18 protein-coding genes are annotated in these 24,197 nt (G+C 62.6%); 13 read left to right on the forward strand and 5 right to left on the reverse strand.

Annotated features, from left to right (window positions below; all coding sequences use genetic code 11):
* Positions 1 to 34: 34 nt before the first annotated feature.
* Positions 35 to 1,273: a hypothetical protein gene (locus ACR9Y2_RS23090; RefSeq protein WP_435044020.1), complete on the reverse strand. Its 1,239-nt coding sequence runs from the start codon at positions 1,271 to 1,273 to the stop codon at positions 35 to 37.
* A 162-nt stretch (positions 1,274 to 1,435) separates the two neighbouring features.
* On the opposite strand from ACR9Y2_RS23090, the gene ACR9Y2_RS23095 reads away from it, so the two are divergent.
* Genes ACR9Y2_RS23095 through ACR9Y2_RS23105 form a run of 3 tightly spaced genes read left to right on the forward strand, consistent with a single transcriptional unit; the run spans position 1,436 to position 8,423 of the window.
* Positions 1,436 to 3,427, forward strand: a complete 1,992-nt coding sequence (locus tag ACR9Y2_RS23095) for an FAD-dependent oxidoreductase (RefSeq protein ID WP_435044021.1) — start codon at positions 1,436 to 1,438, stop codon at positions 3,425 to 3,427.
* Positions 3,427 to 6,819, forward strand: a complete 3,393-nt coding sequence (locus tag ACR9Y2_RS23100) for a carboxypeptidase regulatory-like domain-containing protein (RefSeq protein WP_435044022.1) — start codon at positions 3,427 to 3,429, stop codon at positions 6,817 to 6,819. Before ACR9Y2_RS23095 ends, ACR9Y2_RS23100 begins: the two co-directional genes overlap by 1 nt.
* A gap of 2 nt (positions 6,820 to 6,821) precedes the next feature.
* Entirely contained in the window at positions 6,822 to 8,423 is a 1,602-nt protein-coding gene (locus ACR9Y2_RS23105; protein WP_435044023.1) for an FAD-dependent oxidoreductase, read from the forward strand.
* A gap of 161 nt (positions 8,424 to 8,584) precedes the next feature.
* Here ACR9Y2_RS23105 and ACR9Y2_RS23110 read toward each other — a convergent pair whose 3' ends face one another.
* The gene (locus ACR9Y2_RS23110; RefSeq protein WP_435044024.1) at positions 8,585 to 10,243 is read right to left on the reverse strand and encodes a hypothetical protein; all 1,659 of its coding nucleotides are present in this window, start codon (positions 10,241 to 10,243) and stop codon (positions 8,585 to 8,587) included.
* Between the two features lie 463 nt (positions 10,244 to 10,706).
* Here ACR9Y2_RS23110 and ACR9Y2_RS23115 point away from each other — a divergent pair, with 463 nt between their 5' ends.
* The 3 genes from ACR9Y2_RS23115 (at position 10,707) to ACR9Y2_RS23125 (ending at position 16,194) form a co-directional block, all read left to right on the forward strand.
* Entirely contained in the window at positions 10,707 to 11,996 is a 1,290-nt protein-coding gene (locus tag ACR9Y2_RS23115) for a Glu/Leu/Phe/Val family dehydrogenase (protein WP_435044025.1), read from the forward strand.
* Positions 11,997 to 12,231: 235 nt separating this feature from the next.
* On the forward strand, positions 12,232 to 14,838 hold the full coding sequence (gene mutS, locus ACR9Y2_RS23120) for a DNA mismatch repair protein MutS (protein WP_435044026.1): 2,607 nt from the start codon (positions 12,232 to 12,234) through the stop codon (positions 14,836 to 14,838).
* Between the two features lie 165 nt (positions 14,839 to 15,003).
* Entirely contained in the window at positions 15,004 to 16,194 is a 1,191-nt protein-coding gene (locus ACR9Y2_RS23125) for an anhydro-N-acetylmuramic acid kinase (protein ID WP_435044027.1), read from the forward strand.
* Positions 16,195 to 16,271: 77 nt separating this feature from the next.
* Here the strand turns inward: ACR9Y2_RS23125 and ACR9Y2_RS23130 are convergent, their stop codons facing one another.
* Together ACR9Y2_RS23130 and ACR9Y2_RS23135 are read right to left on the reverse strand one after the other, a co-directional pair.
* The gene (locus ACR9Y2_RS23130) at positions 16,272 to 17,840 is read right to left on the reverse strand and encodes a TonB family protein (RefSeq protein WP_435044028.1); all 1,569 of its coding nucleotides are present in this window, start codon (positions 17,838 to 17,840) and stop codon (positions 16,272 to 16,274) included.
* Position 17,841: 1 nt separating this feature from the next.
* The gene (locus ACR9Y2_RS23135) at positions 17,842 to 18,237 is read right to left on the reverse strand and encodes a BlaI/MecI/CopY family transcriptional regulator (RefSeq protein ID WP_435044029.1); all 396 of its coding nucleotides are present in this window, start codon (positions 18,235 to 18,237) and stop codon (positions 17,842 to 17,844) included.
* Between the two features lie 150 nt (positions 18,238 to 18,387).
* Between ACR9Y2_RS23135 and ACR9Y2_RS23140 the strand changes: the two genes are divergently transcribed.
* From ACR9Y2_RS23140 to ACR9Y2_RS23170, 7 genes are all read left to right on the forward strand, one after another.
* The gene (locus tag ACR9Y2_RS23140) at positions 18,388 to 19,287 is read left to right on the forward strand and encodes a DUF4434 domain-containing protein (RefSeq protein ID WP_435044895.1); all 900 of its coding nucleotides are present in this window, start codon (positions 18,388 to 18,390) and stop codon (positions 19,285 to 19,287) included.
* A 117-nt stretch (positions 19,288 to 19,404) separates the two neighbouring features.
* Positions 19,405 to 19,752, forward strand: a complete 348-nt coding sequence (locus tag ACR9Y2_RS23145; RefSeq protein WP_435044030.1) for an energy transducer TonB — start codon at positions 19,405 to 19,407, stop codon at positions 19,750 to 19,752.
* A gap of 43 nt (positions 19,753 to 19,795) precedes the next feature.
* Positions 19,796 to 20,311 (forward strand): thermonuclease family protein, encoded by a 516-nt coding sequence (locus ACR9Y2_RS23150; protein WP_435044031.1) that lies wholly within the window; start codon positions 19,796 to 19,798, stop codon positions 20,309 to 20,311.
* A gap of 7 nt (positions 20,312 to 20,318) precedes the next feature.
* The gene (locus ACR9Y2_RS23155) at positions 20,319 to 20,738 is read left to right on the forward strand and encodes a secondary thiamine-phosphate synthase enzyme YjbQ (protein WP_435044032.1); all 420 of its coding nucleotides are present in this window, start codon (positions 20,319 to 20,321) and stop codon (positions 20,736 to 20,738) included.
* A gap of 102 nt (positions 20,739 to 20,840) precedes the next feature.
* A complete protein-coding gene (locus tag ACR9Y2_RS23160) occupies positions 20,841 to 21,632 on the forward strand; it encodes a YoaP domain-containing protein (protein ID WP_435044033.1) in 792 nt (263 codons plus the stop codon).
* A gap of 98 nt (positions 21,633 to 21,730) precedes the next feature.
* The gene (locus ACR9Y2_RS23165; protein ID WP_435044034.1) at positions 21,731 to 22,351 is read left to right on the forward strand and encodes a DUF2239 family protein; all 621 of its coding nucleotides are present in this window, start codon (positions 21,731 to 21,733) and stop codon (positions 22,349 to 22,351) included.
* A 37-nt stretch (positions 22,352 to 22,388) separates the two neighbouring features.
* A complete protein-coding gene (locus tag ACR9Y2_RS23170; RefSeq protein WP_435044035.1) occupies positions 22,389 to 22,733 on the forward strand; it encodes a GIY-YIG nuclease family protein in 345 nt (114 codons plus the stop codon).
* Between the two features lie 76 nt (positions 22,734 to 22,809).
* Here ACR9Y2_RS23170 and ACR9Y2_RS23175 read toward each other — a convergent pair whose 3' ends face one another.
* Positions 22,810 to 24,165 (reverse strand): serine hydrolase, encoded by a 1,356-nt coding sequence (locus ACR9Y2_RS23175; protein WP_435044036.1) that lies wholly within the window; start codon positions 24,163 to 24,165, stop codon positions 22,810 to 22,812.
* Between the last annotated feature and the right edge of the window lie 32 nt (positions 24,166 to 24,197).

Here is a 24,197-nt window from a genome sequence, read left to right on the forward strand (position 1 = left end):
CCTATACGGGCCGTCTTGCGCCTTTATTTCAAACTCATTCCAGCACGCGGACGAACTCAAAGTGCGTCTGCAGACTGTAGGTGTCAATCGATTCGGTCCTGACCACGACCTGGAACTTTCGCGGCCAGCTACCCCCGAATCGCTTCTCGAGCTCGGCCAAACCTTCGGTCGACGTGAAGAACTTTGCCCCCGCTTCGGAGCCGTCCGAATTGATGCCGGAGAAGATGAGTAGCCGCCGGCGGCCGGCCTGGTCCGTTGGCAGCACCGTCACTAACCCATAGTTAAGACGCAGGTTATCGGTGGCGTACCACCATTCCGTCTCGCCCTTCCGGGGGCTCCGGTTGTGGACGCCCAGGCGCCGGTGCTCGGGGTTGTACTCCACCGTCATGCCGCCTTCCGGCATCAGCGAACTCACCGTTTCGCTATATTCGGGCCGCCCGATGAGCACCGCGTTCCGCTCCCTAAGTGCCACGGCATGAGTACGATAGGCAGGAATCGTCTCCACATGGGCGCCGCGTGCCGCCAGGGCTTGGGTCACCACCAGCGCGGCCGAGGCGTCGCCCCATAAAGGCGAATGATGATTGGGATGCAGGAACGCGGTTTTCCCTAATGGATGGTTCCGCCACCGGGTGTACCACTGTTCAAAGCCTGGGGTGCGGTCGATCTCTGTCCGAAATGCCGGATCGCCCGTGGGCGGCGGATCGTTCCCGAAATCACGGACATACAGTTGCAGCGGCGTCGCCAGGGCGATCGTCACTTCCGTGCCCGGTTCCAGCATTGGACCCCACGCCGCCTTCAATAACCGCTCGCTTTCCGGCAGTGTGCGCGACTGCCAGAGCCTCCAGCCGCCCACGAGAATGGAGACGCTGAGGACTCCTAAGACGAACGGCAGCCATGGCTTAGGCGCGCGAGCCGGTTTCTCGTCGGGGGCCTGGACTACATACTTGACGCCGTAGGAACCTTTCGGGATCTCCAGCCGGAACTCGGCCGCGCTGGCCTCGCCGGTGTAATACTCCTCCAGCTTTTTCCTAAGCGAATGGACCCGGGTTCGTACGGAAGAGTCGGTCTCGGGAGCGAAATCCGCCGGCCGCCCCAGCGCCTGCACCCCGATCTCGTACTCCGTGACGGCGTTGGCCCGGCCCTGCTGTTCCTGCTGGCAAAGGTACTCGAGCAGCGCCTTCGACTGGTCCGACCGCCGGAACGCGGCGCTCTCCAGAATGCTCTTTAGGGCCTGCTGCTTCTGCTCGGCTGTGAACGGGGCCGACCGTGACATCGCGACCCCGAGAGTAACACAATCCGGCCATCGGAAACACCCGCATAACAAACTCGTAACGGCTGCACTCCGCTCATTCCAAAGGGGCAATTAGAGAACATCGTCTTGACAACAAGATGCTGGCCCGCCGCGGCCCGTCTGGCGTTTCATGGCTTACACAGTATGTCTCGCATCGCGTTTCTGCTCTTTGTGGCCACGCTCTGCCACGCCCAGGTCGATGTCCTGATCGTCGGCGGCAGCAGTTCCGGCATTGGAGCCGCCATCGGCGCCGCCCGCCTCGGCGGTTCGGTCCTGCTGGTTGAAGATACTCCCGTTCTGGGCGGCATGCTCTCCAACGGCATCTCCAACATCGATTCCTACTCCTACGAGTCGCTGAGCGGCGTCTTTGATGAGTTCCGTCAACAGGTTCGCGCCCACTACGGCTACTCGGGGGCTCTGCCCCCGCACAAAGCCTCCCATGTCGATGGACATTCCTTTGCGGCCCACCAGGCCGAAGCCGGGGGCCGTTGGGAGCCTCATGTCGCCGCTCGGATCTTTCAGCAGATGGCCGCTCGGTATCCCAACCTCCAGATTCGCTATCGCACTGTCGCCACTGGAGTTGTCATGGACGGCCGGCGCATTGTGGGCGTCCACTTCGAGGACGAAAAGGGTCGGAAGAGCACGGTCCTGGCGAAGGTCGTAGTCGATGCGACGCATGAAGGCGACATTGCCGCCTGGGCTGGTGCTCCTTATCGAGTCGGCCGCGAAGCCCGCTCGCCTTTGGAACCGCATGCCGGGCACATCTTCTTCTACAACGCTACAAACGAGATCCTGCCCGGCTCGACCGGGCGCCAGGATCAGGCGATTCCGTCATCCGGACTGCGGGTCTGCATCCGGAAATACCCAGGCAAAGCACCTCTCGTTGCTCGTCCCGCGGACTACGATCCGGAGCAGTTCAAATTCAGCACAAAGGGTTTGTCCACAGAGGTTCCCGGCGGAAAGTTCGAGATGAACGTGAACCCGATCGGCAACGAAATCCAGGAGTTGAACTGGGCTTGGCCGGAGGGTTCGGCGGCTGAACGCAGGAAGCTGTACGAACTGCACAAGAATCGCGCGCTCAGCTATCTCTATTACCTGCAGCACGATCTCGGGCGCACGGATCTCGGCTTAGCTGACGACGAGTTTGTCGACAACGGCAATCTGCCGTACCGGGTATTCATTCGAGAAGCACGGCGGATTGAGGGCGAGGTCATGATGACCGAAGCCGACATAAACCCGTTTCTGACCGGCAACACCTGGCTGCCGCCCTTCCGATCAGACAGCATCGCCGTTGGTGAATACCCCATCGATGCCAAGCCTGTCCGGCCCAAGACGGACTTCACGAAGCCGGACAAGGGCGAGGGCGACTTCTACCTGATCGACGTAACTACTGCGTTTCAAGTGCCTTACGGAGCTATGGTCCCCAAGCAGGTGGATGGGTTATTGGTGCCTACGGCGCTTTCGGCAACGCATGTGGCGTTCTCCGCCGTGCGCATGGATCCCACCTGGACTGTGCTCGGCCAGGCCGCCGGCGTCGCGGCCGCGCTCTCTGCCAAAGCGGAGGTCAATCCGCGCCAACTTGCTGTCAGCAAAGTACAAAGTGAGTTGTTGCGGCAGAAAGCCCGATTGGTCTTCTACTGGGATCTGCCGCTGGATCACCCCGCCTTTCAGGCGATCGAGTCGCTCTCGCTGCGCGGTTCGTTTCGCGGGTTCCCGGACCGGACGTTCCACCCGGACGATCCGCTCACCCGAGCCCAGGCTGCCGCATTGATAGCAAAGCACTTCGGGCTGTGGCCCAGCGTCAGCGGCCATCACTTCACAGACGTCCCCTATGCCCATTGGGCGTTCCGTGATGTCGAAACGCTGCACGACCAGAACGTGCTCGAGTTGCTGGGCCTGCCTCCGCTATGGCCTCAGGCTGGACCTTATCGAGGTCCCATCCATGCCGGTTTTGCCAAGCCGGCTGGTGCTCGTCAATTCCTTCCAAATCAATCAGTTACTTCACAAGAGTGGAGAGGTTTGTTGAACCGATTCCGCCCGAATTCACTACCTCCACTGCCTCCCGGCCCAGTCTCGCGGGCGAGGGCGGCGCTGGATCTCTATTCACTGCCCGTTCAAGAGGGAGTCAATCCATAATGCGCTTCAGGACACTGTCTGTCACGGCGTTGCTTGCCTTCTCGCTGGCCCTGTCAGCCCTGGCACAGAACGCCCAAATTACTGGAATGGTGAAGGATCCGACCGATGCCCCCATCGCCGGAGCCACCGTCAATATCATCGCTACCGATACCGGATCGTCGCGCCAGGTCATCACGAGCCCGGAGGGGTACTACACGGCTCCGCTACTGCCTCGCGGCCGCTATGAAGTGGTAGTTGAAATGAAGGGCTTCAAAGGCTCAAGGAATAAAGACTTACTGCTGGAGGAAGGTCAATCCCTCCGGCTCGACATCCGGTTGGAGATGGGCCAGGTGAGCGAGACGGTGGAGGTCGTAGCGTCAGCGGGATTGCTGAGCACGGAGACCACGTCGGTCTCGACCGTGGTGCCCAACCAGCGCGTCGTCGATCTGCCTCTCAGCGGCCGCAACCCACTGCTGCTGGCCAACTTAGTGCCCGGTGTTCGACCGGTCGGGTCGTTCGGCGGCATGACCGTCTCGAGCTTCGACGGCTCGCGTGTCTCGATTGCCGGCGGCGCCCCCAGCACCAATAACTTCATGGTGGACGGCGTCGCGGCCGAGAACTTCGCTTCGGGCGGTATCCAGATTACGCTCTCGCCGGACGCGACGGAAGAGTTCCGTGTGATCACTCGCAACCCCAGCGCCGAGTATGGGCGGACGGGCGGCGGCATCGCCAATTTCGTCAGCAAAGCGGGTACGAACTCATGGCACGGTTCGGCCTTTGAGTTCCTGAAAAATAAGCAGTTAAACGCCAACAGCTTCTTCAGTAACTATGCTGGGGCGAAGCGCGCTCCGTTCGTCTTCAACCAGTACGGCGCCACCCTGGGCGGACCGGTCCGGAAGGATCAGACCTTCTTTTTCTTCAACTGGGAGAAGGTGGCACAGCGCGGCCAGGACCAGACCTTCCGCACGGTTCCGACCGACCTGCAGCGCAAGGGCGACTTCAGCCAGACCTTCGATGCCGCGGGCCGGCTGGTCGTAATCTATGACCCTTCGACGACCGCTCCGAATCCGGCCAAGCCCGGCTCCTACCTGCGCACGCCGATTGCGGGCAATGTCATTCCGGCCAATCGAATCAGCGCGGTAGCGGCGGCAGTGTCGTCTTATTATCCGGCCGGCAACACGGCGGGCAACGCCTTCACGCGGACCAACAACTTCTTCGGCCAGGCCTCGGCGCCCGTCGACAAAGACGTTTATGGCGTCCGCGTCGACCATAACTTCAACCAAAGCCGCCGCATCTTTGGCCGGTATACCTATGACAAGACGTTCCGGGGCTCCTCGAACTTCTATGACAACGTGGCGGAGACCAACACCAGCGACCTGCCGTTCAAGCGCAACAGCGCTGTTCTCAGCTACATCGAGACGCTGCGGCCCACTCTTCTGCTGGAAACCCGCGTGGGCCTGAACCGCTACTTCACGCCGCGCGTGACGCGCAGCTACGGCTTCGATGTGACCAAGCTCTCGATGAATGCTATCGTCAACAGCCAGATGCAGTTACCGGTTTTTCCAAACTTCAGCATCGGCGACATGAGCGGCCTGGGCGCCGCGGCGGACGATCACCTGATCCAGGCCAATGATTCCTACACGGCGGCGGGGTCGTTGACGTGGATCCACTCGGCTCATAACTTCAAATTCGGCACGGAGTTCCGGACTTATCGCGCCAACAACAATCAGATGTGCGGCTCCATTCTGGCGCTGGGTTTTGGGCGCGGCTTCACGCAGGGTTCAGACCCGAACGTGGCGGCCACGAATGCCGGCTTCGGTTATGCCTCGTTCCTGCTGGGCGATGCCAGCAGCGGCGGTTTAACTCGCTGTCCGACAGTGACTTATCAGGTTCCTTACGGCGCGGTTTATGCGCAGGACGATTGGAAGGTGACTCCGCGGATTACCTTAAACCTTGGCTTGAGGTATGAGGTGGAAGGTGCACTCACAGATCGCTATAATGCCATGTCCATGTGGGATCCGACGGCTGCATATTCGAGCGGCGGCATCAATATGACCGGAGGCCTGGTCTATCCAGGTGTGAACGGTCGGGGCCGGGGCAACCGCCAAGTGTCGTACAAGGACTTCGAGCCGCGCCTGGGCCTTTCTTATCAGTTATTTAAGAAGACCGTGGTGCGGTCGAGCTATGGCATCCTGCACCTGCCGACGACCGGCGTGATTGTGCGCGTGGGTCAAAGCGGCTTCGCCGCCACTTCGGCGATGGTGACCTCAGTGGATGGCGGTTTTACGCCTTCCGGCAACATTGCGAACCCATTCCCGGACGGGATCAACCTGCCCAGCGGCTCGTCGCAGGGCCTGCTCACCGGTATCGGCACCAGCATCGGCGGCAACCTGTTGAATCTGCAGCGTGGATACAGCCAGCAGTGGAACTTCAACGTGCAGCAGGAGTTGGGCGGCGGCTGGATTGTCGAGTTGGGTTATATGGGCAACCGGGGCGTTTCGCTGCCGGCCAACAGGACGTTCCGCTACCTGCCTCAGTCTGTGCTGTCGCAGGGGACCGCGCTGCAGCAGTTGGTGCCTAACCCCTTTGCTGCCATTGTGAAGACGGGTCCGCTGGCGCAGGCAAACGTGACCCGGGCCACGCTGTTGAACTACTATCCGCAGTTCAGCGGTTCCAGCGGTTTGGACTCGTGGGCCGATTCGATCTACCATGCGGCGACGATGCGACTGGAGAAGCGCTTTTCGCACGGGTTGTCGTTGCTGGCTTCGTACACGTTTTCGAAGCTCATCGACAACAATTTGGGCAATGGAGTCAACAACTTCGCCGATGGTGGGGATAACGGCGTGCAGAACTGGGACAACCTGCGGGCGGAGCGCGCCGTGTCGACCTCCGATCTGCCGCAACGCCTTGTGATGACAGCAAGTTACGAGTTGCCTTTCCTGAAGAACTCAAAGGGCATCGCGAATGCCGTGCTGGGCGGATGGCAGCTGAACCCGATCGTTACGCTGCAAAGCGGCAACGTGATTTCCGTGACGGCGAATGCTCCGGCGTTCGGCGGGGGACGCCCCGATCTCATTGGAGATCCATCGGTTAGCGAGCCAACCATCGACAATTGGTTGAACAAGGCCGCCTTCGCCCCGATTCAGCCGTTCACGTTTGGGAATGCTCCGCGCAATCTACCTACGGTCCGGACTGACGGAATGCAGAATATTGACCTTTCGGTGCTGAAGAACTTCCGGTTGAAAGAGCGCTACAAGGTACAGTTCCGAGCCGAGTTCTTTAACCTGACGAACACGCCCACATTCGGCAATCCGACGGCGAACATCAGTTCGGGCAGTTTCGGGACGATTCGGTCGCTGGCGACGAACACGGGTCCGCGGAATATCCAACTGGCGCTGAAGTTCCTCTTCTAGTCATGAAGCTCAATTGGTTGACCAAATCAACAATATTACTTGCCAGTGTCAAGTTATTTGGCGCCGCAGTTACGGTGCAGGATGTGGTCGTTTACGGTGGGACAGCCGCGGGCGTGACCGCGGCTGTCCAGGCAGCCAGGATGGGGAAGAAAGTGGCGCTGGTCGCCCCGGAGAAACACGTCGGGGGCATTTCGGTAGAGGGGCTCGGCGGATCGGATATCGATAATCATGATTTCCGAAACAGTATGGCGGTGGGCGGATTGGCGCTCGAGTTCTACACACGGGTCGGCCAGAAGTATGGGAAGCAGAAGCCGGTGTGGCAGTTTGAGCCGCATGTGGCGGAAGCGGTCTTCGAGGACATGTTGGAGCAGGCGCACGTGCCGGTGTTCCGGGGCCGGCGGCTGAAGGAGCCTCTATCGGCCTCGGTGGTTTGGGGGGAGGGCAAGAAGCTGGCGGCGATTGTGACGGAGTCGGGCGAAGTGTTCGAGGGGCGTCAGTTCATCGACGCCTCCATTGAAGGCGACCTGCTGTTTGCGGCTGGGGTGGAGACAGTGATCGGGCGGGAGCCGAACTCGAAATATGGCGAGACGAAGAATGGGATTCGAGGGCAGAACGAGTACCGGCAGTTCCCGGTGCGGGTTGATCCCTACAAAGTGCCCGGGGTGGCTTCGAGCGGGTTGATTGCGACGATCCAGGATGAGGCGCTCGGGGTGCCGGGCTCGGGGGATGAGCGAGTGCAGGGGTACTGCTTCCGGTTGTGCTTGACGCGGCGGCCGGAGAATCGGCTGGCGATCAGTAAGCCGGCCCACTATGATCCGGCGCAGTATGAGATCTACCGGCGGTATGCGGCCGCGGGCGGACATCTGTTTGCGCCGCAGGAGAATGTGCCGAACGGGAAGACGGACCTGGGGTCGTGGCATGACCTTTCCGCGAATCTATACGGGATGAACTTCGAGTATCCGGGTGGTTCGTATGCGGTGCGCGCCCAGGTGTACCAGCAGCATCTGGAGTTCACGTGGGGGCTGCTGTATTTCCTGGCGCACGATGCCGGATTGCCGGAGCGTGTGCGGGCGGCCTGGCGGGACTGGGGTCTGTGCAAGGACGAGTTCACGGATAACGGGGGGTGGCCGCGGCAGATCTATGTGCGGGATGCGCGGCGGATGGTCTCGGATTATGTGTTGACGGAGGCGCACACACGGAGGCTGAATGCTCCTCGGGTGGAGGATGCGGTGGCGGTGGCGTATTGGCCTCCGGACATGCACCATGTGCGGCGGATCGTGAAGGATGGGGCTGCTTATAACGAAGGGTTTGTGTTTGGCGGGAAGGACTGGGGTCCATTTAGTATTCCGTACCGGGCGTTGACGCCGAGACGGTCGGAGGCGACGAATCTGCTGGCGGCTTCGTGCCCGTCGTCGTCGCATGTAGCGTACGGGGCGATCCGGTTGGAGTGGACGTTCCTGGCGTTGGGGCAGGCGGCGGGGGCGGCGGCCGGGTTGGCGGAGGGGGATGTGCAGGATGTTTCGTATCCGAAGCTGAGGGAGGTTCTGGTGAGGGCTGGGGCTGTGGTTTCGGTGCAAGGGGTGACGGGGTTGATGGGGCGGTGAGGGGGCGGAATGTGTTGGTGGGGGGAAGAGGGGGACGGTCCGCTCTGCCCACGTCGACCTTTCCTTGCATTGGGATGGCATTGGTTGGGGGCAGAGAGGACCGTCCCCGCCCGGTTGGGGGCAGAGGACCGTCCCCGCTGCCCCGCCGTTGTCTGACTTCGCTAGGGCTGGAGGGCTAGCTCGACCTTGAACCCTGGCGGGTTCGGTTCCTGTTCGAAGCTGCAGATTGCTGCCTCAGTATGACTGGGATTCGACGGGAGACGGGCCGGCAGGACGAGGTTCACCTGGTAGAGGCCGAACTGGCCGGGCACCAGGCCCGCATACGGCATCTCGAACCGGAATGACGGGTCGCCGCTGCTCCATCTGCAAATGAATTCCTTCTGGAGCGTGGGCACTGGCGTGGCTGGTTGGGGTTTGCCTGTCTCTACCGGGGCCATCACCGAGCCGAGGCCCAGGGCCTGGATATAGATGGTCTCTCCGGGTTGGGCCGGATCGTCGAGGGTGACCGGTTGCTGCGTATTTGCGTGCTTCGGTACACCGTAGATGTCAGGGTACAGGGCACTGACGTAGGCCTGGAATTGCATGGGTTCGACGAGAGGGTACTCCGCTTTGGTCTGCAAGGCCACCTGGGTTTCGGGGTCGGCGGCGCACTCCCATGGAACCTGAACGAGGAGTTCGCCGGGCTTGGCCTGGACGATGGGCGCGGGCCGGCCTCCGATGGTCACCTGTAGATCGGGCTCATCGAGTGCGGTCCCCTTGATGAGCATGGCCGAGCCGATGGCGCCGTGGAGCGATTCTGTTTCCACGTGGGCGGTGCGGCCGAGGATCTGGGTCACTTTGGGCTCTTCGACATCGATGCGGAGCAGGCGTCCTCCGAAGGTGAGGGCATAGGCGACGCGGCCATTGCCGGAGAGGATTGCGGTCTGGATGCCGTCGTTCTCACTGGTGAGTTGCCGGAGACCGGTGCCGTCGGTGTTGAGGACGAAAACCTGGCCGCCGCTGACGGTGAGGGCGAGGGAGCCGTCGTTGCTGATGGCGGGTTGGGTGAAGTCGGCTGCGCCTTCGAGGAGGGTGGTGAGTTCGCCGGTGGCGAGGTCGAGGCGGCGTACCCGGGCGTACTGATTGTAGGGCGCGGGCCAACGCGAGGTGAAGATGAGGGAGCGGCCTTCGGCGTCGATGGCGGCGCCTTCGATGGATTCGCTGTGGAAGGTGACGCGTTGCAGGGCTCCGCGGTGGAACAGTTGGAGGTCGTCGTCGTACTTGAGAAGGACTGTGCCGTCGTTGGTGATCATGCGGCCGGAGGGGGCGAAGGAGTTGTAGGGCAGGGGCCAGGATTCTCCGGTTTCGAGATCCCACTGGCTGCGGCGGGCTCCGGTGGGGCGGGGGATGCCGGTGATGGTGGCGGCGAGGTAGCGTCCGTTCGGGCTGAGGCGGGCGGGTCCGGAGTAGTCGACCGGCTCGCCGCGGCCGCGCACCGTGGTCATGGTGTTGACCATCGAGCCGCAGAAGTTTTCCTGGCAAAGGCGGCTGGCGGCGGTGGCGGTGATGCGGCCGTCTCCGGAGACGTCGATGCCGGAAATGTTGTAGAAATTCGAGATTACGTTGACGGGGGCTTCGACGATTTCCAGGATCCGGGCTTCCTGGAGGGCGAGGCCCTGGGCGTCGATGCGGAAGGATTTGCCGTGGGCGGGCTGGGCGGCGCCGGGCTGGGTGAAGGGCGTTGTGAAGTAGAGGACGCTGCCGTCGTCGGTGGTGCTGAGACTGGCGATTTGGGCTTGGAGGGAAGCGGCTAAGAGGAGGGCGAGAATTGCGGGTTTCACTGGAGGGGCTCCGGATTTGGTCGGGCGAAATGTGCGATCGATTTTTATGGTATCGAGATATTGATTATTTCGGATGTGTTTATCTTATCGCGTTTCCGGATGAGTGCCCGGCGTTGCGGCGGCTGCGCCAGGGGTAATGACGGGGGGAACGGAATACGGCGTTGGGGAGAAGGGCTGGGGCCGCTTCCTAGGGTGGGGGGACGGTCCGCTCTGCCCACGTCGGACTTCTGCTGTGTTGGGATCACTTTGGTCGGGGGCAGAGAGGACCGTCCCCAGCTTGCGGCCCGCTTCGATCGTGGGCAGAGAGGACCGCGCTCGGGGCTTTTGCCGGGATTGTGGAGTGACACCCACTGTAGGGAGGTGCTGGTACTTTACGGTTCCCGGATATTTTGATGCTGTTCTGTTGGCGTACCGTTCCAACTGATTGAGCGCTGGGGCATAATAGGGGCGGAGGTGATCATCAATGATCCTCGAAGCCACGAAACCTGACAGCGATGCCGCTCTCGACCGGGAGTTTAACCCCTGGCTCGCTGCCGAGGCCCGCTTCAATGAAGCCGCCACGTTGCTCGGCTTGGACGATGGTCTCCAGAAGGTGCTGCGTTCGCCGGCCCTGGAGATGACCGTCCATATTCCTGTCCAACTGGATGACGGCCGTTTAGAAGTTTTTACTGGATATCGTGTTCAGCATTCGCTGGCCCGCGGGCCGGCTAAAGGTGGGATCCGCTTCGCTCCCGATGTCACTCTGGACGAAGTCAAGGCACTGGCGTCCTGGATGACGTGGAAGTGCGCCGTGGTGAACATCCCGTTTGGCGGCGGCAAGGGGGGCGTGATTTGCGACCCCGCGATCCTGTCCCAGAATGAACTGGAACGGATCACACGGCGCTATACGGCGGAGCTGATCGACATCATTGGACCGGAGCGCGACGTGCCGGCTCCGGACATGAATACGAATGAACAGACGATGGCTTGGATCATGGACACCTACTCCATGCACAAGCGCACGACGGTGACGGCCGTGGTGACCGGCAAGCCCCTGAACCTGGGCGGCTCGCGGGGCCGGGTGGAGGCGACCGGACGAGGTTGCCTGTTCGTCACGTTGCAGGCGCTGCGGAAGTTCCACATGGATCCGGCGCAGACGAAGGTGGTGGTGCAGGGCTTCGGCAATGTGGGCGGCAAGGCCGCGAAGCTGATGCACAAGGCCGGGATGAAGGTGATCTCGATCATCGAGTGGGACGGCGCGCTGTACAACTCGAACGGGATCGATCCGGAAGCCCTGATGAAGTACAAGCAGGCGACGGGCACGGTGGTGGGGTATCCCGAGGCGGAGGCGATTGACAAGCACCAGGCGATGTTCCTGGAATGCGACGTATTGGTGCCGGCGGCCAAGGAGAACGTGATCCATTCGGGCAATGCGTCGAAGATCCAGGCCAAGATTTTGTGCGAAGGCGCGAACGGGCCGACGACGGCCGTGGCGGACAAGATCCTGGAAGAGAAGGGGATTTTTGTGATCCCCGATATTCTGGCGAATGCCGGCGGGGTCACCGTTTCCTATTTCGAATGGGTACAGGACCGGCAGGGCTTCTTCTGGAACGAGCAACTGGTGAACGGGCGGCTGGAGGAGATCATGGTGAACTCCTTTAAGGATGTCGTGGATTATGGGGAGCGCCACAAGGTGCACAACCGGGCTGCGGCGTATATGTTGGCGTTGGACCGGGTGGCGTTTGCGATCAAGCTGCGCGGGATTTACGCCTAGTGATGGACGCTGTGTTGAGTTGGCTGGATTGGGGCGGGCGTGTTGATTCACGCCCGCCCCGTTTGGGAATTGGGGGGGACCCGTCGCTGATGCTCCGGGATGGTTGCGGGTTGGATTGGGGTTGGGGATTTCGTGTAGTGAGTTGTGCTGGGGAGCTGGTTCGATGGCTCCCGCTCCCTGACGGTCGCGGCTCCGTTTGGAGTCGCGGCTCCGTTTCGAGTTGGGGGCTGGTCTAGTGGCCGGCGAACCGACTACGCCTTTGATGCGGCAGTATCACGCCGCGAAACAGCAGGCTCCTAATGCTTTGATGCTGTTCCGCCTGGGCGATTTCTATGAGCTGTTCTTTGACGATGCCGTTACCGCGGCCAAAGAGCTCGAGATTACGCTCACTTCGCGGAATAAGGAAAAAGGCGAGCCCGTGCCGATGTGCGGGGTTCCGGCTCATGCCGCTGAGAATTACATTGCGCGCCTGATTCAGAAGGGCTACCGCGTGGCCATCTGCGACCAGATGGAGGATCCGCGGCAGACCAAGAAGATTGTGCGGCGCGAGATTACCCGCATTGTCACTCCGGGGACGGTGACCGAGGCTTCGCTGCTGCGGTCGCACGAGAACAACTTCCTGGCGGCGCTGGCGTATAAGGGCGACCGGGCCGGACTGGCTTACGTCGATGTTTCCACGGGGGAGTTTCGGGCTACGGAGATGGACCAGGCTGATGCGGCCGCGTCTTTGGAGCAGTTGAAGGTTCGGGAATTGCTGGTTCCCGAGGGGTCGGCGAAGAGTCCTGATGGGCGGTGGGTGAAGACTCCGGTGGACGCGTGGACGTTCACTACCGACTACGCCGAACAGAGTCTCAAGGATCATTTCCAACTGCTGGTGCTGGATGGGGTCGGGCTGGCGGATAAACGGCTGGCGGTGTCGGCGGCGGGGGCGATTCTGGCGTATCTGCGGGAGACGCAGAAGTCGGCCTTGGATCACCTGGATCGTCCGGCGTATTTCGACCGGGCCGGGGCGATGCTGCTGGATGCCGTGACGGTGCGGAATCTGGAACTGGTCGAGCCCATGTTTTCGGCCGATTTGGATGCCAAGCGGGATTCGACGCTGCTGAGTGTTTTGGATCTGACACAGACGGGCATGGGCGGACGGCTGCTGCAGCGGCGGTTGTTGCGGCCTTCGCTGGACCGGGCGGAGATTGAAGCGCGGCTGGATGCGGTGGAGTGGCTGCGGTCGGCTACGGTGGAGCGGGCCAAGCTGCGCGACGTGATGGGCGGCATGCTGGACGTCGAGCGGCTGCTGTCGCGCATTGCCGTCGGGACCGCGAATCCGCGGGACGCGCTGGGGTTGGGTCGGACGCTGGCCCGGATCCCGCTGCTGCGGCCCCTGCTGGAGAAGGCGGCGGCGCCGCTGCTGTGTGCGGTGCGCGAGCAGTTGGACGATGTAGCCGAGGTGCGGGACAAGATTCTGGCGGCGATTGCGGATGAGCCTCCGGTGACGTTGAACGACGGCGGAGTGGTGCGGCCCGGCTACAATGCGGATCTGGATGAGCTTCGGAACCTGGCTAAGAACTCGCGGCAGATCATCGCGGCGATTGAACTGCGGGAGCGGGAGCGGACGGGCATCGGGTCGCTGAAGGTGCGGTTCAACAACGTGTTCGGGTTCTATATCGAGATCTCGAATTCGAACAAGCACCTGGCTCCGGCGGATTACGAGCGCAAGCAGACGCTGGTGAATGCGGAGCGGTTTACGACTCCGGAGTTGAAGGAGCTGGAGTCGAAGGTCCTGGACGCGGAGGACAAGGCGAACGAGCTGGAGCGGACGATTTTCGCGGAAGTGCGGGCCGAAGCGGCGTCGCAGGCGGGGCGGATCCGGGCTACGGCGGCGGCGGTGGCGGAGATCGATTTCTATTGCTCCCTGGCGCAGGCGTCGTTGGACCACCGGTATACGCGGCCGAAGTTTTCGGCGCAGTCGGGCGAGCTCAGGATTGCGGGTGGGCGGCATCCGGTGATCGAGCGATTGACGGAGAAGGACGCGCAGCGGTTTATTCCGAACGACCTTTACCTGGATCAGGAGAAGAGCCGGATCGCGATCATCACGGGGCCCAACATGGGCGGCAAGTCGACGTACCTGCGGCAGGCGGCGCTGATTGCGGTGATGGCGCAGATGGGGTCGTTTGTGCCGGCTACGGAGGCGGTGCTGCCCCTGGTGGACCGCGTGTTTACGCGGATTGGGGCTTCGGACAATCTGGCTCGGGGGCGCAGTACGTTCATGGTGGAGATGACGGAGACGGCCGTGATCCTGAATACGGCTACGTCGAATTCGCTGATTGTGCTGGATGAGATCGGGCGGGGTACGGCGACGTATGACGGGCTGTCGTTGGCCTGGGCGGTGATTGAGCATATTCACGAGCGGATCGGCGCTTATACGCTGTTTGCCACGCATTACCACGAGCTGACCGAATTGGCGGATAAGCTGGATGGGATCCGGAATCTGCATGTGTCGGTGAAAGAGGTGGGGGATCAGGTGATCTTCCTGCGCAAGGTGGAGCCGGGGAGCGCGGATAAGAGTTACGGCATTGAGGTGGCGCGGTTGGCGGCGCTGCCGATGGCTGTGATTGAACGGGCTCGGGAGATTCTGTCGCTGCACGAGAAGACGGAGCACAAGGTTAGTGAGCAGCTGGAGGGGCCGAAGCGGAAGAGTAAGCAGGAGCCGAGTTTCCAGATCCAGTTGTTTGAGCCGGTGGGGTATCAGATTGCGGAGCGGATTCGAGGGTTGGATATTGATAATTTGAAGCCGATTGAGGCTTTGCAGTTGCTGGCGGAGCTGAAGGAAGAGCTGCAGGGGTAGGTTTCCGCGGGGGTGCGGGGCTAGCCCGTCGCTTACGCTCCGGGACTGGGAACAGGGCGGCTTCCTTTGGTTTGGCGGACTGCGGGACGTTTGGACCACTCCCTTACGGTCGTGGTTCGTTGCGGGCCTTTGTGCCTTGGTTGGGGCTGAGCCAGGAGAGAGGTTATGAAAGAGATTCGAAACGGGAAGCCGGAATTGGTGGCTAAGAAGGGCTCGGCCGGAATGGTTTGCGCCGGGATTATGTCCGGTACGTCCCTGGATGGGATCGATGTCGCTATCGTGCGGCGGTCCAAGACGGGCGTCGAGATGCTGGCCTTTCACTCCGTGCCGTATCCCCCGGAAGTGCGGACGGCGCTGCTGGAGGTTTCCAACTGTGAGACCCATACGCGCGAGATTGCCCGGCTGAATTTCCTGCTGCCGGAGTTATATGCCTCGGCCTTCCTGCAGACCTGCAAGAAGGGAAAGATTGCGGCGGAGGATGTCGAGGTGATTGGCTGCCACGGGCAGACGATTTATCACGAAGGCACAGCTGTAGAGTACCTGGGGAAGAAGCTCACGTGTACTTTGCAGATCGGCGACGGCAATGTCCTGGCGGCCCGGACGGGACGCACGGTGGTGTCGGATTTCCGGCCGGCGGATATGGCGGCGGGCGGTAAGGGCGCTCCGCTGGTGCCGTTCGTCGATTACCTGCTGTTCCACGATGAGGACCTGACGCGGGTGGCGCTGAATATTGGCGGGATTGCGAACATTTCGTGGCTGCCGGCGGGGCTGGGTCCGGAGGAGGTGGTGGCCTTCGATACGGGTCCGGGGAACATGGTGGTCGATCAACTGGTGGCGCACTATACGCAAGGGAAGTTGATGTACGACAGGGATGGGGCGATTGCGGCCGAGGGGCTGGTGTATCCGGAGATTGTAGGCGAGTTGCTGACGGATGAGTATTTCACGCAGCGGCCACCGAAGACCGCGGGCCGGGAGCAGTACGGGACGGAGTTTGTGAAGGGGCTGATTGGCCGGGGCTTGAGCGTGGAGGATACCGTGGCGACGGCTACGTACTTCACGGCAGCGGCGATCGCCGATGGGATTGCGCGTTTTGCGGAGGGAGAAGAGAATCCACCCGCGGAAGTAATTGTGGCGGGGGGCGGGGTCCACAACAAGACGCTGATGCGGTTTCTGCGGGCGGAGCTGCCGGAGTCGGAAGTGTCGCGGAGCGAAGTGCACGGGGTGGATGCGGACGCGAAGGAAGCGGTGGCGTTCGCGGTGCTGGCCGCGGAGACTTTGAAGGGGCAGCCTTCGAATTTGCCATCGGCCACGGGCGCGAAGCGGGCGGTGGTGTTGGGGAAGGTGTGCCGGGGGTAGGGGATCGGCCCGGGAAGGGCGAGCCTGGGAAGCGCTCAATTCCGCAGGCTCGATAAGTCCCTCCCGGGGCATTGCTGTTAGTGGCTCAGGACGAAGTTCACATCGATTTCGGTGATCACTTCGATGGGTTGGCCATTCAGCAGAGTGGACTGATACTTCCACTTGGTGACTGCTTCGGTGGCGGCTTGCGCGAGGCGGTCGTCCACCATCTGGTTGAGGCGCTGCAGCGAGAGGACGTCGCCTTCCTTGGAGATGACTGCGCGTAGCAGCACTGTGCCTTCCACGCCAGCGGCCTTGCATTCGGGCGGGTAGACGGGGCGGACCATGTTGACGATCTTGGTGGCCTGCACGTTGCCACCGACGCGGATGCGGGTGGGCGGGCCGGAGGGCGCGGGCGCCGCCTTGGGGGTGCCTTCGCCGCTGACGGTGATGGATTCGCTCACTTGGCCGGGCTGGAGCATGAGCTCGACGTCGGCGCCGTTGCCGCCGCTGAGGGTGAGTTCCTTGATGGCCGAGAGGGCGAAGCCTTTGGCAGAGGCTCGGAGAGCGTATTTGCCGTCGGGCAGGGGTTCGAAGGTGAAGCGGCCTGCGGGGTCGGAGGTGGCGACCTCTTTGCGGTCGGAGCCGGGGAAGGTGAGGGTGACGCGGGCCTGCGGGACGGCGGCCCCACTGACGTCGCGGACGACGCCCGAGATGCCACCAGGGGAGGCGGCCGAGGCAGGCAGGCGCAGGGCGGCCAGTGGCGCGAGGATGGAGAGCGCGGCCACGGCGGCGGTGAGGACCATACGGCGGCCGGCGGGCCGGCGATTCATTTCGGGGTTGAGCATTGCGCGCAGGCGACGCTCGAGGTCGGAGATTCGGGCCATGGGGATCCCTCCTTGTGGGACTCGTTCGCGGCCGGAGAGGCCACGGACAATATCGATCAGGTGGCCGGCGTAGTCGGACGCGCGTTCTCCGGAGCGAAGGACGGCGTCATCGCAGGCCAGTTCAGCCTCCACACGGAGCCGCGCGGCGGCGAACCAGACCCAGGGGAGAGGCCAGTAGAGCGCGCAGACCAGGTTGGAGACGAGTTGGGAGAGTGTGTCGCGGCGCTGGGCGTGCATGGCTTCGTGCCGCAGGACGAGTTCGAGACGGTCGGGCGGCCAGGTGGTGGCCGCGTCGGGCAGGAGGATGACGGGGTTTGCGAGTCCGCAGACGGCTGGGACGTCGAGGAGCGGGGAGAGGCGGACTGGTTGGTTTTCAAAGATACGCCAGGGGCGGGCCTGGCGGGCGAGGCGGGCGGCGCGGTACTGGCCGAAGGCCGAGCGGAGCAGGAAGAGGGCGGCGATGGCGGCCCAGAGGAAGAGGCCGATGCGGCCGGCGGCGTACCAACCGGAAGCGTCGGCGGTGATGGTGAGGACGGTGCGGGTGGTGGCGGCGACTGGCGGGAGGCTGGGGGTGAGGTGCGGCGACCAGGCGGCCGGCAGGAGGGCGAAGATGGCCGAAGCGGCGGGCAGGGTCAGGGCGGTGCTGAAGCCGGCGAGCCAGGCGAGGTGGCGGGCGGCGGCGGAGGCTCGGGTGAGGGCGAGCGCGGCCAGGGCGGCGCAGCCGAGGAGTAGTGAAGCTTTCAGAGCGAAGAGCAGCAGTGTGGCGGCAGCGGGTGTCATGTCAGCGTCCATCCTTTCTTGCCTTGTCGATGAGGGATGAGAGTTCGTCCAGTTCGGCGTCGGTGAGGCGCGCGGAGCGATTGTCGAGCAGGGCGGCGGCGGCGCGGGCGGGGGAGCCGCCGAAGAAGGTATCCACCATATGGCGCAGGGCTGTTTTGCGGGCCTGCGCGGGCTGGGTGGTGGGGGAATAGACGTAACGCAAGTCCTCGGCTTCGTGGCGGACGTGGCCTTTGTCTTCGAGGGTGCGGAGGTGGGCACGGACGGCGGAGTAGCTGGGGCGGTCCGGCATCGCCTGATGGATCTCAGAGGCGGTGGCGCGGCCGAGGCGGTAGAGCAGCTCCATGATTTGCCGCTCGCGGCGGCTGAGATTGAGGGGTGTTTTGCGGGTTGCGTTCATATGCGGTTTTTCTGCCAGCCTGCTAGAAAACTAGCACCACTTCGCGCGGCTGTCAATATGGACACCGGTTTGACGCCTGGGTTCCCGGCGCCGGAAAGTTTCTGCTGATATTCTGCAGGCGTGACGTTGGCGCAGACGAGCCGCCGGGAAGTGCTGGGACTGGCGGCCGCATGGGCTGCCGGGCGAGGCGGAGCGCGGCCGGGCGGAACGTTCCTGCAATTTTGGAATTTCCATAAAGAATGGGAGATGGAACGGTGGCGGGCGCTGTTCGGGTATCTGGCGGAGCTGCGGGTGCGGGAGGTGGTGATCCAGTGGACGCGGTATGACGGGATCGACTACACGGAGTTGACGGAGAAGGTATTGGCGCTGGCGGGCCGGTCGGGTATGGAGGTCTGGGTGGGGCTGGCGTACGAGTCGACGTGGTGGCGGGCGTTGGAGGAGGGGGCTGGGGAGGCGCTGTTGCAGAGGGTGGCGGACGGGCACCTGGCGCTGGCGGCGGAGCTGAAGAGCGTGGTGCGGGGGCATCACTCATTTCGCGGCTGGTATCTGCCGGAGGAGATCGATGATGTGCACTGGCGCGCGAAGGCCGCGACGGAAGGGCTGCGGGCGCATGTGAAGGAACTGCGGCGGCGGTTGCGGCCGCTGGCACTGAGCGGGTTTTCGAACGGGCGGATGGCGCCGGTGGAGTTGGGACGGTTCTGGAAGAGGGTGGCGGGCGGCGGGTTGGAGCGGGTGTTGTTCCAGGACGGGATTGGGGCGGGGAAGCTGACGCTGGAGAGCTGGCCCGGGTACCTGCAGGCGCTGGGGCGGAGCCTGGGGGCGCGGTTAACGGTGGTGGTGGAGAACTTCGAGGTAGCGTCGGCGGGCGGGGCGGGATTTGCGGCGAAGCCAGCGGGCGTGGAGCGGATAGAGCGGCAGGTGGAGCTGGCGGGGCGGTATACGAAGCATGCTCCGGTGGTGTTCAGCCTGCCGGAGTATGCGACGCCGCTGGGGGGCGCGGCGGCGGCGCGGCTGTACGAAGACTGGCGGCGGACCTTTCCGGCTCGCTGAATTTCCGAACATTTCCTTTCAAGGTAGCTGGGCTCGATCCGATGAGTGCGGCATGGTCAGCTTGCGCGAGCAATTCGTGCGGGCTAGAGACCGGCTTCGAACAGGAGATGAGAAGACATGCGCGTAATGATACTGGCCATTGCGTTTTTGATTGCGCTGGGAGCTGTTTGCCAGGCGCAGGAAGAGAACAGTATGACAACGGCGAATGCGCTGGCGCGAGCAGCCAAGCGGGTGTCGCCGGAGTACCCTATTGCGGCGCGGCAATTGAATATTCAAGGTCAGCAGGAAGTAGCGATTGTCGTGAATGCGCAGGGCGACGTGAGCGAGGCGAAGGTGATGAAGGGCAATGCGATGTTCACGTCGGCGAGTGTGGCGGCGGCGAAACAGTGGAAGTTTTCGCCCTTGACGAAAGACGGCCAGCCGATGGGGTTCACGACCGTCCTGATCTTCAGCTATACGAAGTAGCAGCAGCGGCGGGCGCAGTGGGCAAGGGAGATAGAATGGGGGCGTGCTATGCAGGCTCGCCCCTGTTCTGCTGGCTGTCATTGCCTTGGCGAACGGAGAGACCTGGACCGGGAAAGTAGTCGGGATCCAGGACGGCGACACGATCACGATCTTACGAGTAGGCAAGCCGGTGCGCGTGCGGCTGGATGGTGTGGATTGCCCGGAATTGGGGCAGCCGTTCGGTGGCAGGGCACGGGAGCGGGTGTCTGCGCTCACGTTTGGGCGGATGGTGGTGGTGCGCGAAGGTGTGGGTGCGGCTGGCCGGGACCGGTATGGGCGAGTGCTGGCACAAGTCATTCTGGCGGATGGCCGGAATTTGAACCGGTTGCTGGTGGCGGAAGGCTGGGCGTGGTGGTACCGGCACTATGCGCCGCGCGATGCCGTGCTGGCGGGATTGGAAGAGCGGGCGCGTGAGTTGCGGCTGGGGCTGTGGGCTGATGAAGAGCCTGAGCCGCCGTGGCTCTGGCGGGGTCAGCGGCGGAAGAGGGTCGTGGTCGAGCCGGTGGGCCGATTAGAATAGCGGCAGGATGAAAAGCTACCGCAAGGAACTTTGGTTCGAAGTGCCCGCGCGCCGCGGGTTTCTGAATATCACGCCGGAGATTGAGCTGTGCCTGGGCGAGAGCGGGATTCGTGAAGGCTTGTGCCTGGTGAATGCGATGCACATTACGGCCAGCGTGTTCATTAACGACGACGAGAGCGGCCTGCATCACGACTATGAGGTGTGGCTGGAGAAGCTGGCTCCGCATGAGCCTGTGCGCGGGTATCACCACAACCGGACCGGCGAAGACAATGCGGACGCGCACATGAAGCGTCAGGTGATGGGGCGTGAGGTGGTGGTGGCGATCACCGAGGGCCGGCTCGATTTCGGGCCGTGGGAACAGATCTTCTATGGCGAGTTTGATGGGCGGCGGCGGAAGCGGGTCCTGGTGAAGATTATTGGGGAATGACGGCTGGCGGGCGTGGGTGATTTCCGCGAATAAACTGTGCATGAAAGTATGAGCAGTCCGCGGTGTGCGGTGTTACACTGGAGCCGCCACGAGGGCATTTCCATGGCACAATCCCCTGTTCTTGTCGACTTGGATGCGGCCAACTTCGAGGAGCTGCCGTGTTGCGGTGTTGTGAATGAGGCTCACAGCGGGCGCTGCGATAAGAACAAGTGGTTGAAGACTTATCTCAAAAAGGGGCTGCGGGCCAAAGTCCTTTTAGGTTCGGATGGGCGGCAGTGCGGCTACATCGAATACCTGCCGGGCGAGTATGCGTGGCGCGGCGTGGAGGCTCGGGGGTACCTGTTCATCCACTGCCTCTGGACGCATTACAAGCGGAACCAGAACAAGGGCTACGGCGGCCAGATGATCCGGGCGTGTGTGGAAGATGCCGCGGCGGCGGGCATGGATGGGGTGGCGGTGGTGGCTCGGGAGAAGCCGTGGCTGGCGTCGTCGGCCATCTATCTCAAGCATGGGTTTGCGGTTGTGGATTCGGCTCCACCAGACTATGAGTTGTTGGTGAAGAAGCTGAACCCGGAGGCGGCGAATCCGCGTTTCAAGACGGGTTGGGCCGACAGGCTGAAGAAATACAGTACGGGGCTGACAATTATCCGGTCGAACCAGTGTTCGCACATTGCGAAGTTCGCGGATGAGATTGCGCAGAGTGCGGAGCAGGACTACGGGCTGAAGCCGACGATTGTCCAGATCAAGACGCACAAGGAAGCGCAGAATGCTCCGACGCCCTACGCGGTGTTTGCGGTGATCCGCGATGGCGTGATCCTGGCGGACCACCAGATTAGCTGTACACGGTTCCACAACATCATGCAGGGACGCGGCGCGCGGCCCGATTCAGTTTGAAGCTACTCCGGCGGCCAGCCGGATCACACTTGACTCTTCTATTTTCCCTGGGTAGTATTGTTTTATCCGGGTGAAATTGTGAATGAAGAGGCGTGTGCATGACCGTTGCTGGCTCAAAGACATATACCGCATTTGCTGGTTCGCGGCGGATTGCGAGTGGGGTGCTGGCTGAGGCAGCCGTGCAGGCGAAGGCGGTGCTGGACGCGGACGAGTGGGCACAAGTCCTGATTTTTGATGACGTCACCAGCGAAGTAGTGGATCTGGATTTTCGTGGGACTGCTTCGGATGTGCTGGCTCGGCTGGCGGAGAAGACCTCAGGTTCCACGGAGACGGTTCCGGAAGACGCGGCTAGGAAGCCGGGCCGCCCTAAATTGGGCGTGGTGGCGCGGGAGGTGACGTTGCTGCCGCGGCACTGGTCGTGGCTGGCGGGTCAGCCGGGTGGGGCCTCGGTTGCGTTGCGGAAGCTGGTGGAGCAAGCCAGCCGCGCCAATGCGGGACGGGATCAGCGGCGACAGGCCAAGGATTCGGCATACCGGTTCCTGTCGGCGATTGCCGGAAATCTGCCTGGCTTTGAAGAGGCAGCGCGGGCGTTGTTCGCGGACCAGCCGGAGCAGTTGTCAAACCAGATGGAATTGTGGCCTGGGGATATCCGGGCGCATGCGATGAAATTGCTTTCCGGTGCGTTTGAACGAGCCGGCGACGGGGCTTGCGGCGAGTAGCCCCCTCTGTTCGAACCTTCCTTCCAAGGAGCAGGCCATGCTATCGAGTGCGGAACGCAAAGAGATCAACCGGAAGTACAAAGAGCTGAAGCCGAATATGGGCATCTTCGCCGTGCGGTGTGCGGCGAGCGGCCTTGTGTGGGTGGGTGCGACGCGGAATCTGGATGCGACGCGCAATCAGAACTGGTTTGCGCTGAATCACGGGTCGCATCGGGACAAGGGGCTGCAGGCGGAGTGGAATGCGCGCGGGGGTGAGGCGTTCACCTACGAAGTGCTGGAGAAGCTGGATGAGGAGCTGCTGCCGATGGCGGTGGCGGATGTCCTGAAAGAGAAGCGGCGCCTGTGGGTGGAGGAGTTGGGGGCTCGGGTGGTGCTGAGTTAGGGGTGGGAGCACGCGGAGCAGTTGGGCCGCTCCGCGTACTGCGCTCGCCCAGGTTTTTGGCCGCGGGCCGGGCGGTCTACTGCCGCTTGGCCGGCATGCGGCGGCCGTTCTGGACGAGGGTGAGGCCGGTGGCTTTGCCATCCGCGTCGACGTCGAAGACGATTTCCGCGTCGATCACCTTCGGGTAAAACGTGTTGGCGGACTTGGCGAAGATCGGGATCTTGCCCTGGCCGGTGGCCTGGGTGATCAACTGGTCGCCTTCCACGGTGACGGCCAGGATGAAGGTGGGCGCAATCGCGTAGTTGCCCACGAACTTTTCCAGCGCTTCTTTCGAGAGTTTGATCTCGGCCGGTTTTTCCGGCACCGGCAGGTTCTGGCCCAGCATGAGTTTCACCAGTTCCTGGGCGAGTTTGTCGGGTTGGCCGGGCACCACGTTGCTGAGCGCTACGACGACCAGGTGCTGGCTGGGGACACGGACGATGCGGGTGGAGAAGCCGTTGATACCGCCGCCGTGGTTGATCTGCTCGACTCCGTCCTCCGTTTTCACGGTCCAGCCATAGGCGTAGTTGTTCAGGACCGGGGTGAAGTAGCGCTTATAGGCTTCGGCTGAGAGGATCTTGTGAGCATTCAGGGCTTCGTCCCATTTCATGAGGTCGAGTGTCGTGGAGTAGAGCGAGCCGGCGGCGTGCGGGATGGACATGTCGAGGAACTTGGCGTTTTGCAGTTTGGAGCCCGCCCGCTCATAACCGGAAGCACGCCTCGGGAGGACGGTCAGCGTGTCGTCGTAGCCGGTGTCGCCCATGCCGAGGGGGGTGAGGATGTTCTTGCGGAGGTAGTCCTCATAGGTGCCGCCTGAGACCTTTTCGATGATGTAGCCGAGCAGGACGTAGCCGGAGTTGGAGTAAGAGAATTTGGAACCGGGCGGGAAGTCGAGCGGCTCGTTCAGGAAGCGCTTCAGCGATTCAGCGGGCGGCGAGGCGACGCTCATGGTTTTGGCGTAGCTGGCGAAGGCTGTGAAGTTGGGGATGCCCGAGGTGTGCGTCAGCAAGTGGTGGAGCGTGATGGGTTTCCAGGCTTCGGGGCAGGGGGCCACGTAGTTGCAGACGGGGTCGTCGACCTTCAATTGGCCCTGGTCGCTGAGCAGCAGGACCGCCATCGCGGTGAACTGTTTGGTGATGGAGCCGAGGCGGAACTTCGTGTCGGGGGTGACTGGCACGTTCCATTCGAAATTGGCCAGGCCGTAGCCTTTGCTGAGGACGATTTTGCCGTCCTTGGCGACGAGAACCGCGCCGTTAAAGCGGTCCTGGCTGGTGTAGCCGCGGACCTGTTCTTCGAGGCGCTGGGGTGTGGCGGGGGCGGAGGCTGGGGCGGTGGTCTGGGCCGCGGCGAGTGCGGCGGAGGCTAGTAGAAGGAAGGATCGACGGTACCACATAGGGATAGCTTGTCCCATTGTCGCTACAATCA

Source organism: Paludibaculum fermentans (assembly GCF_051172195.1).
GTDB classification, from domain to species: domain Bacteria; phylum Acidobacteriota; class Terriglobia; order Bryobacterales; family Bryobacteraceae; genus Paludibaculum; species Paludibaculum fermentans_A.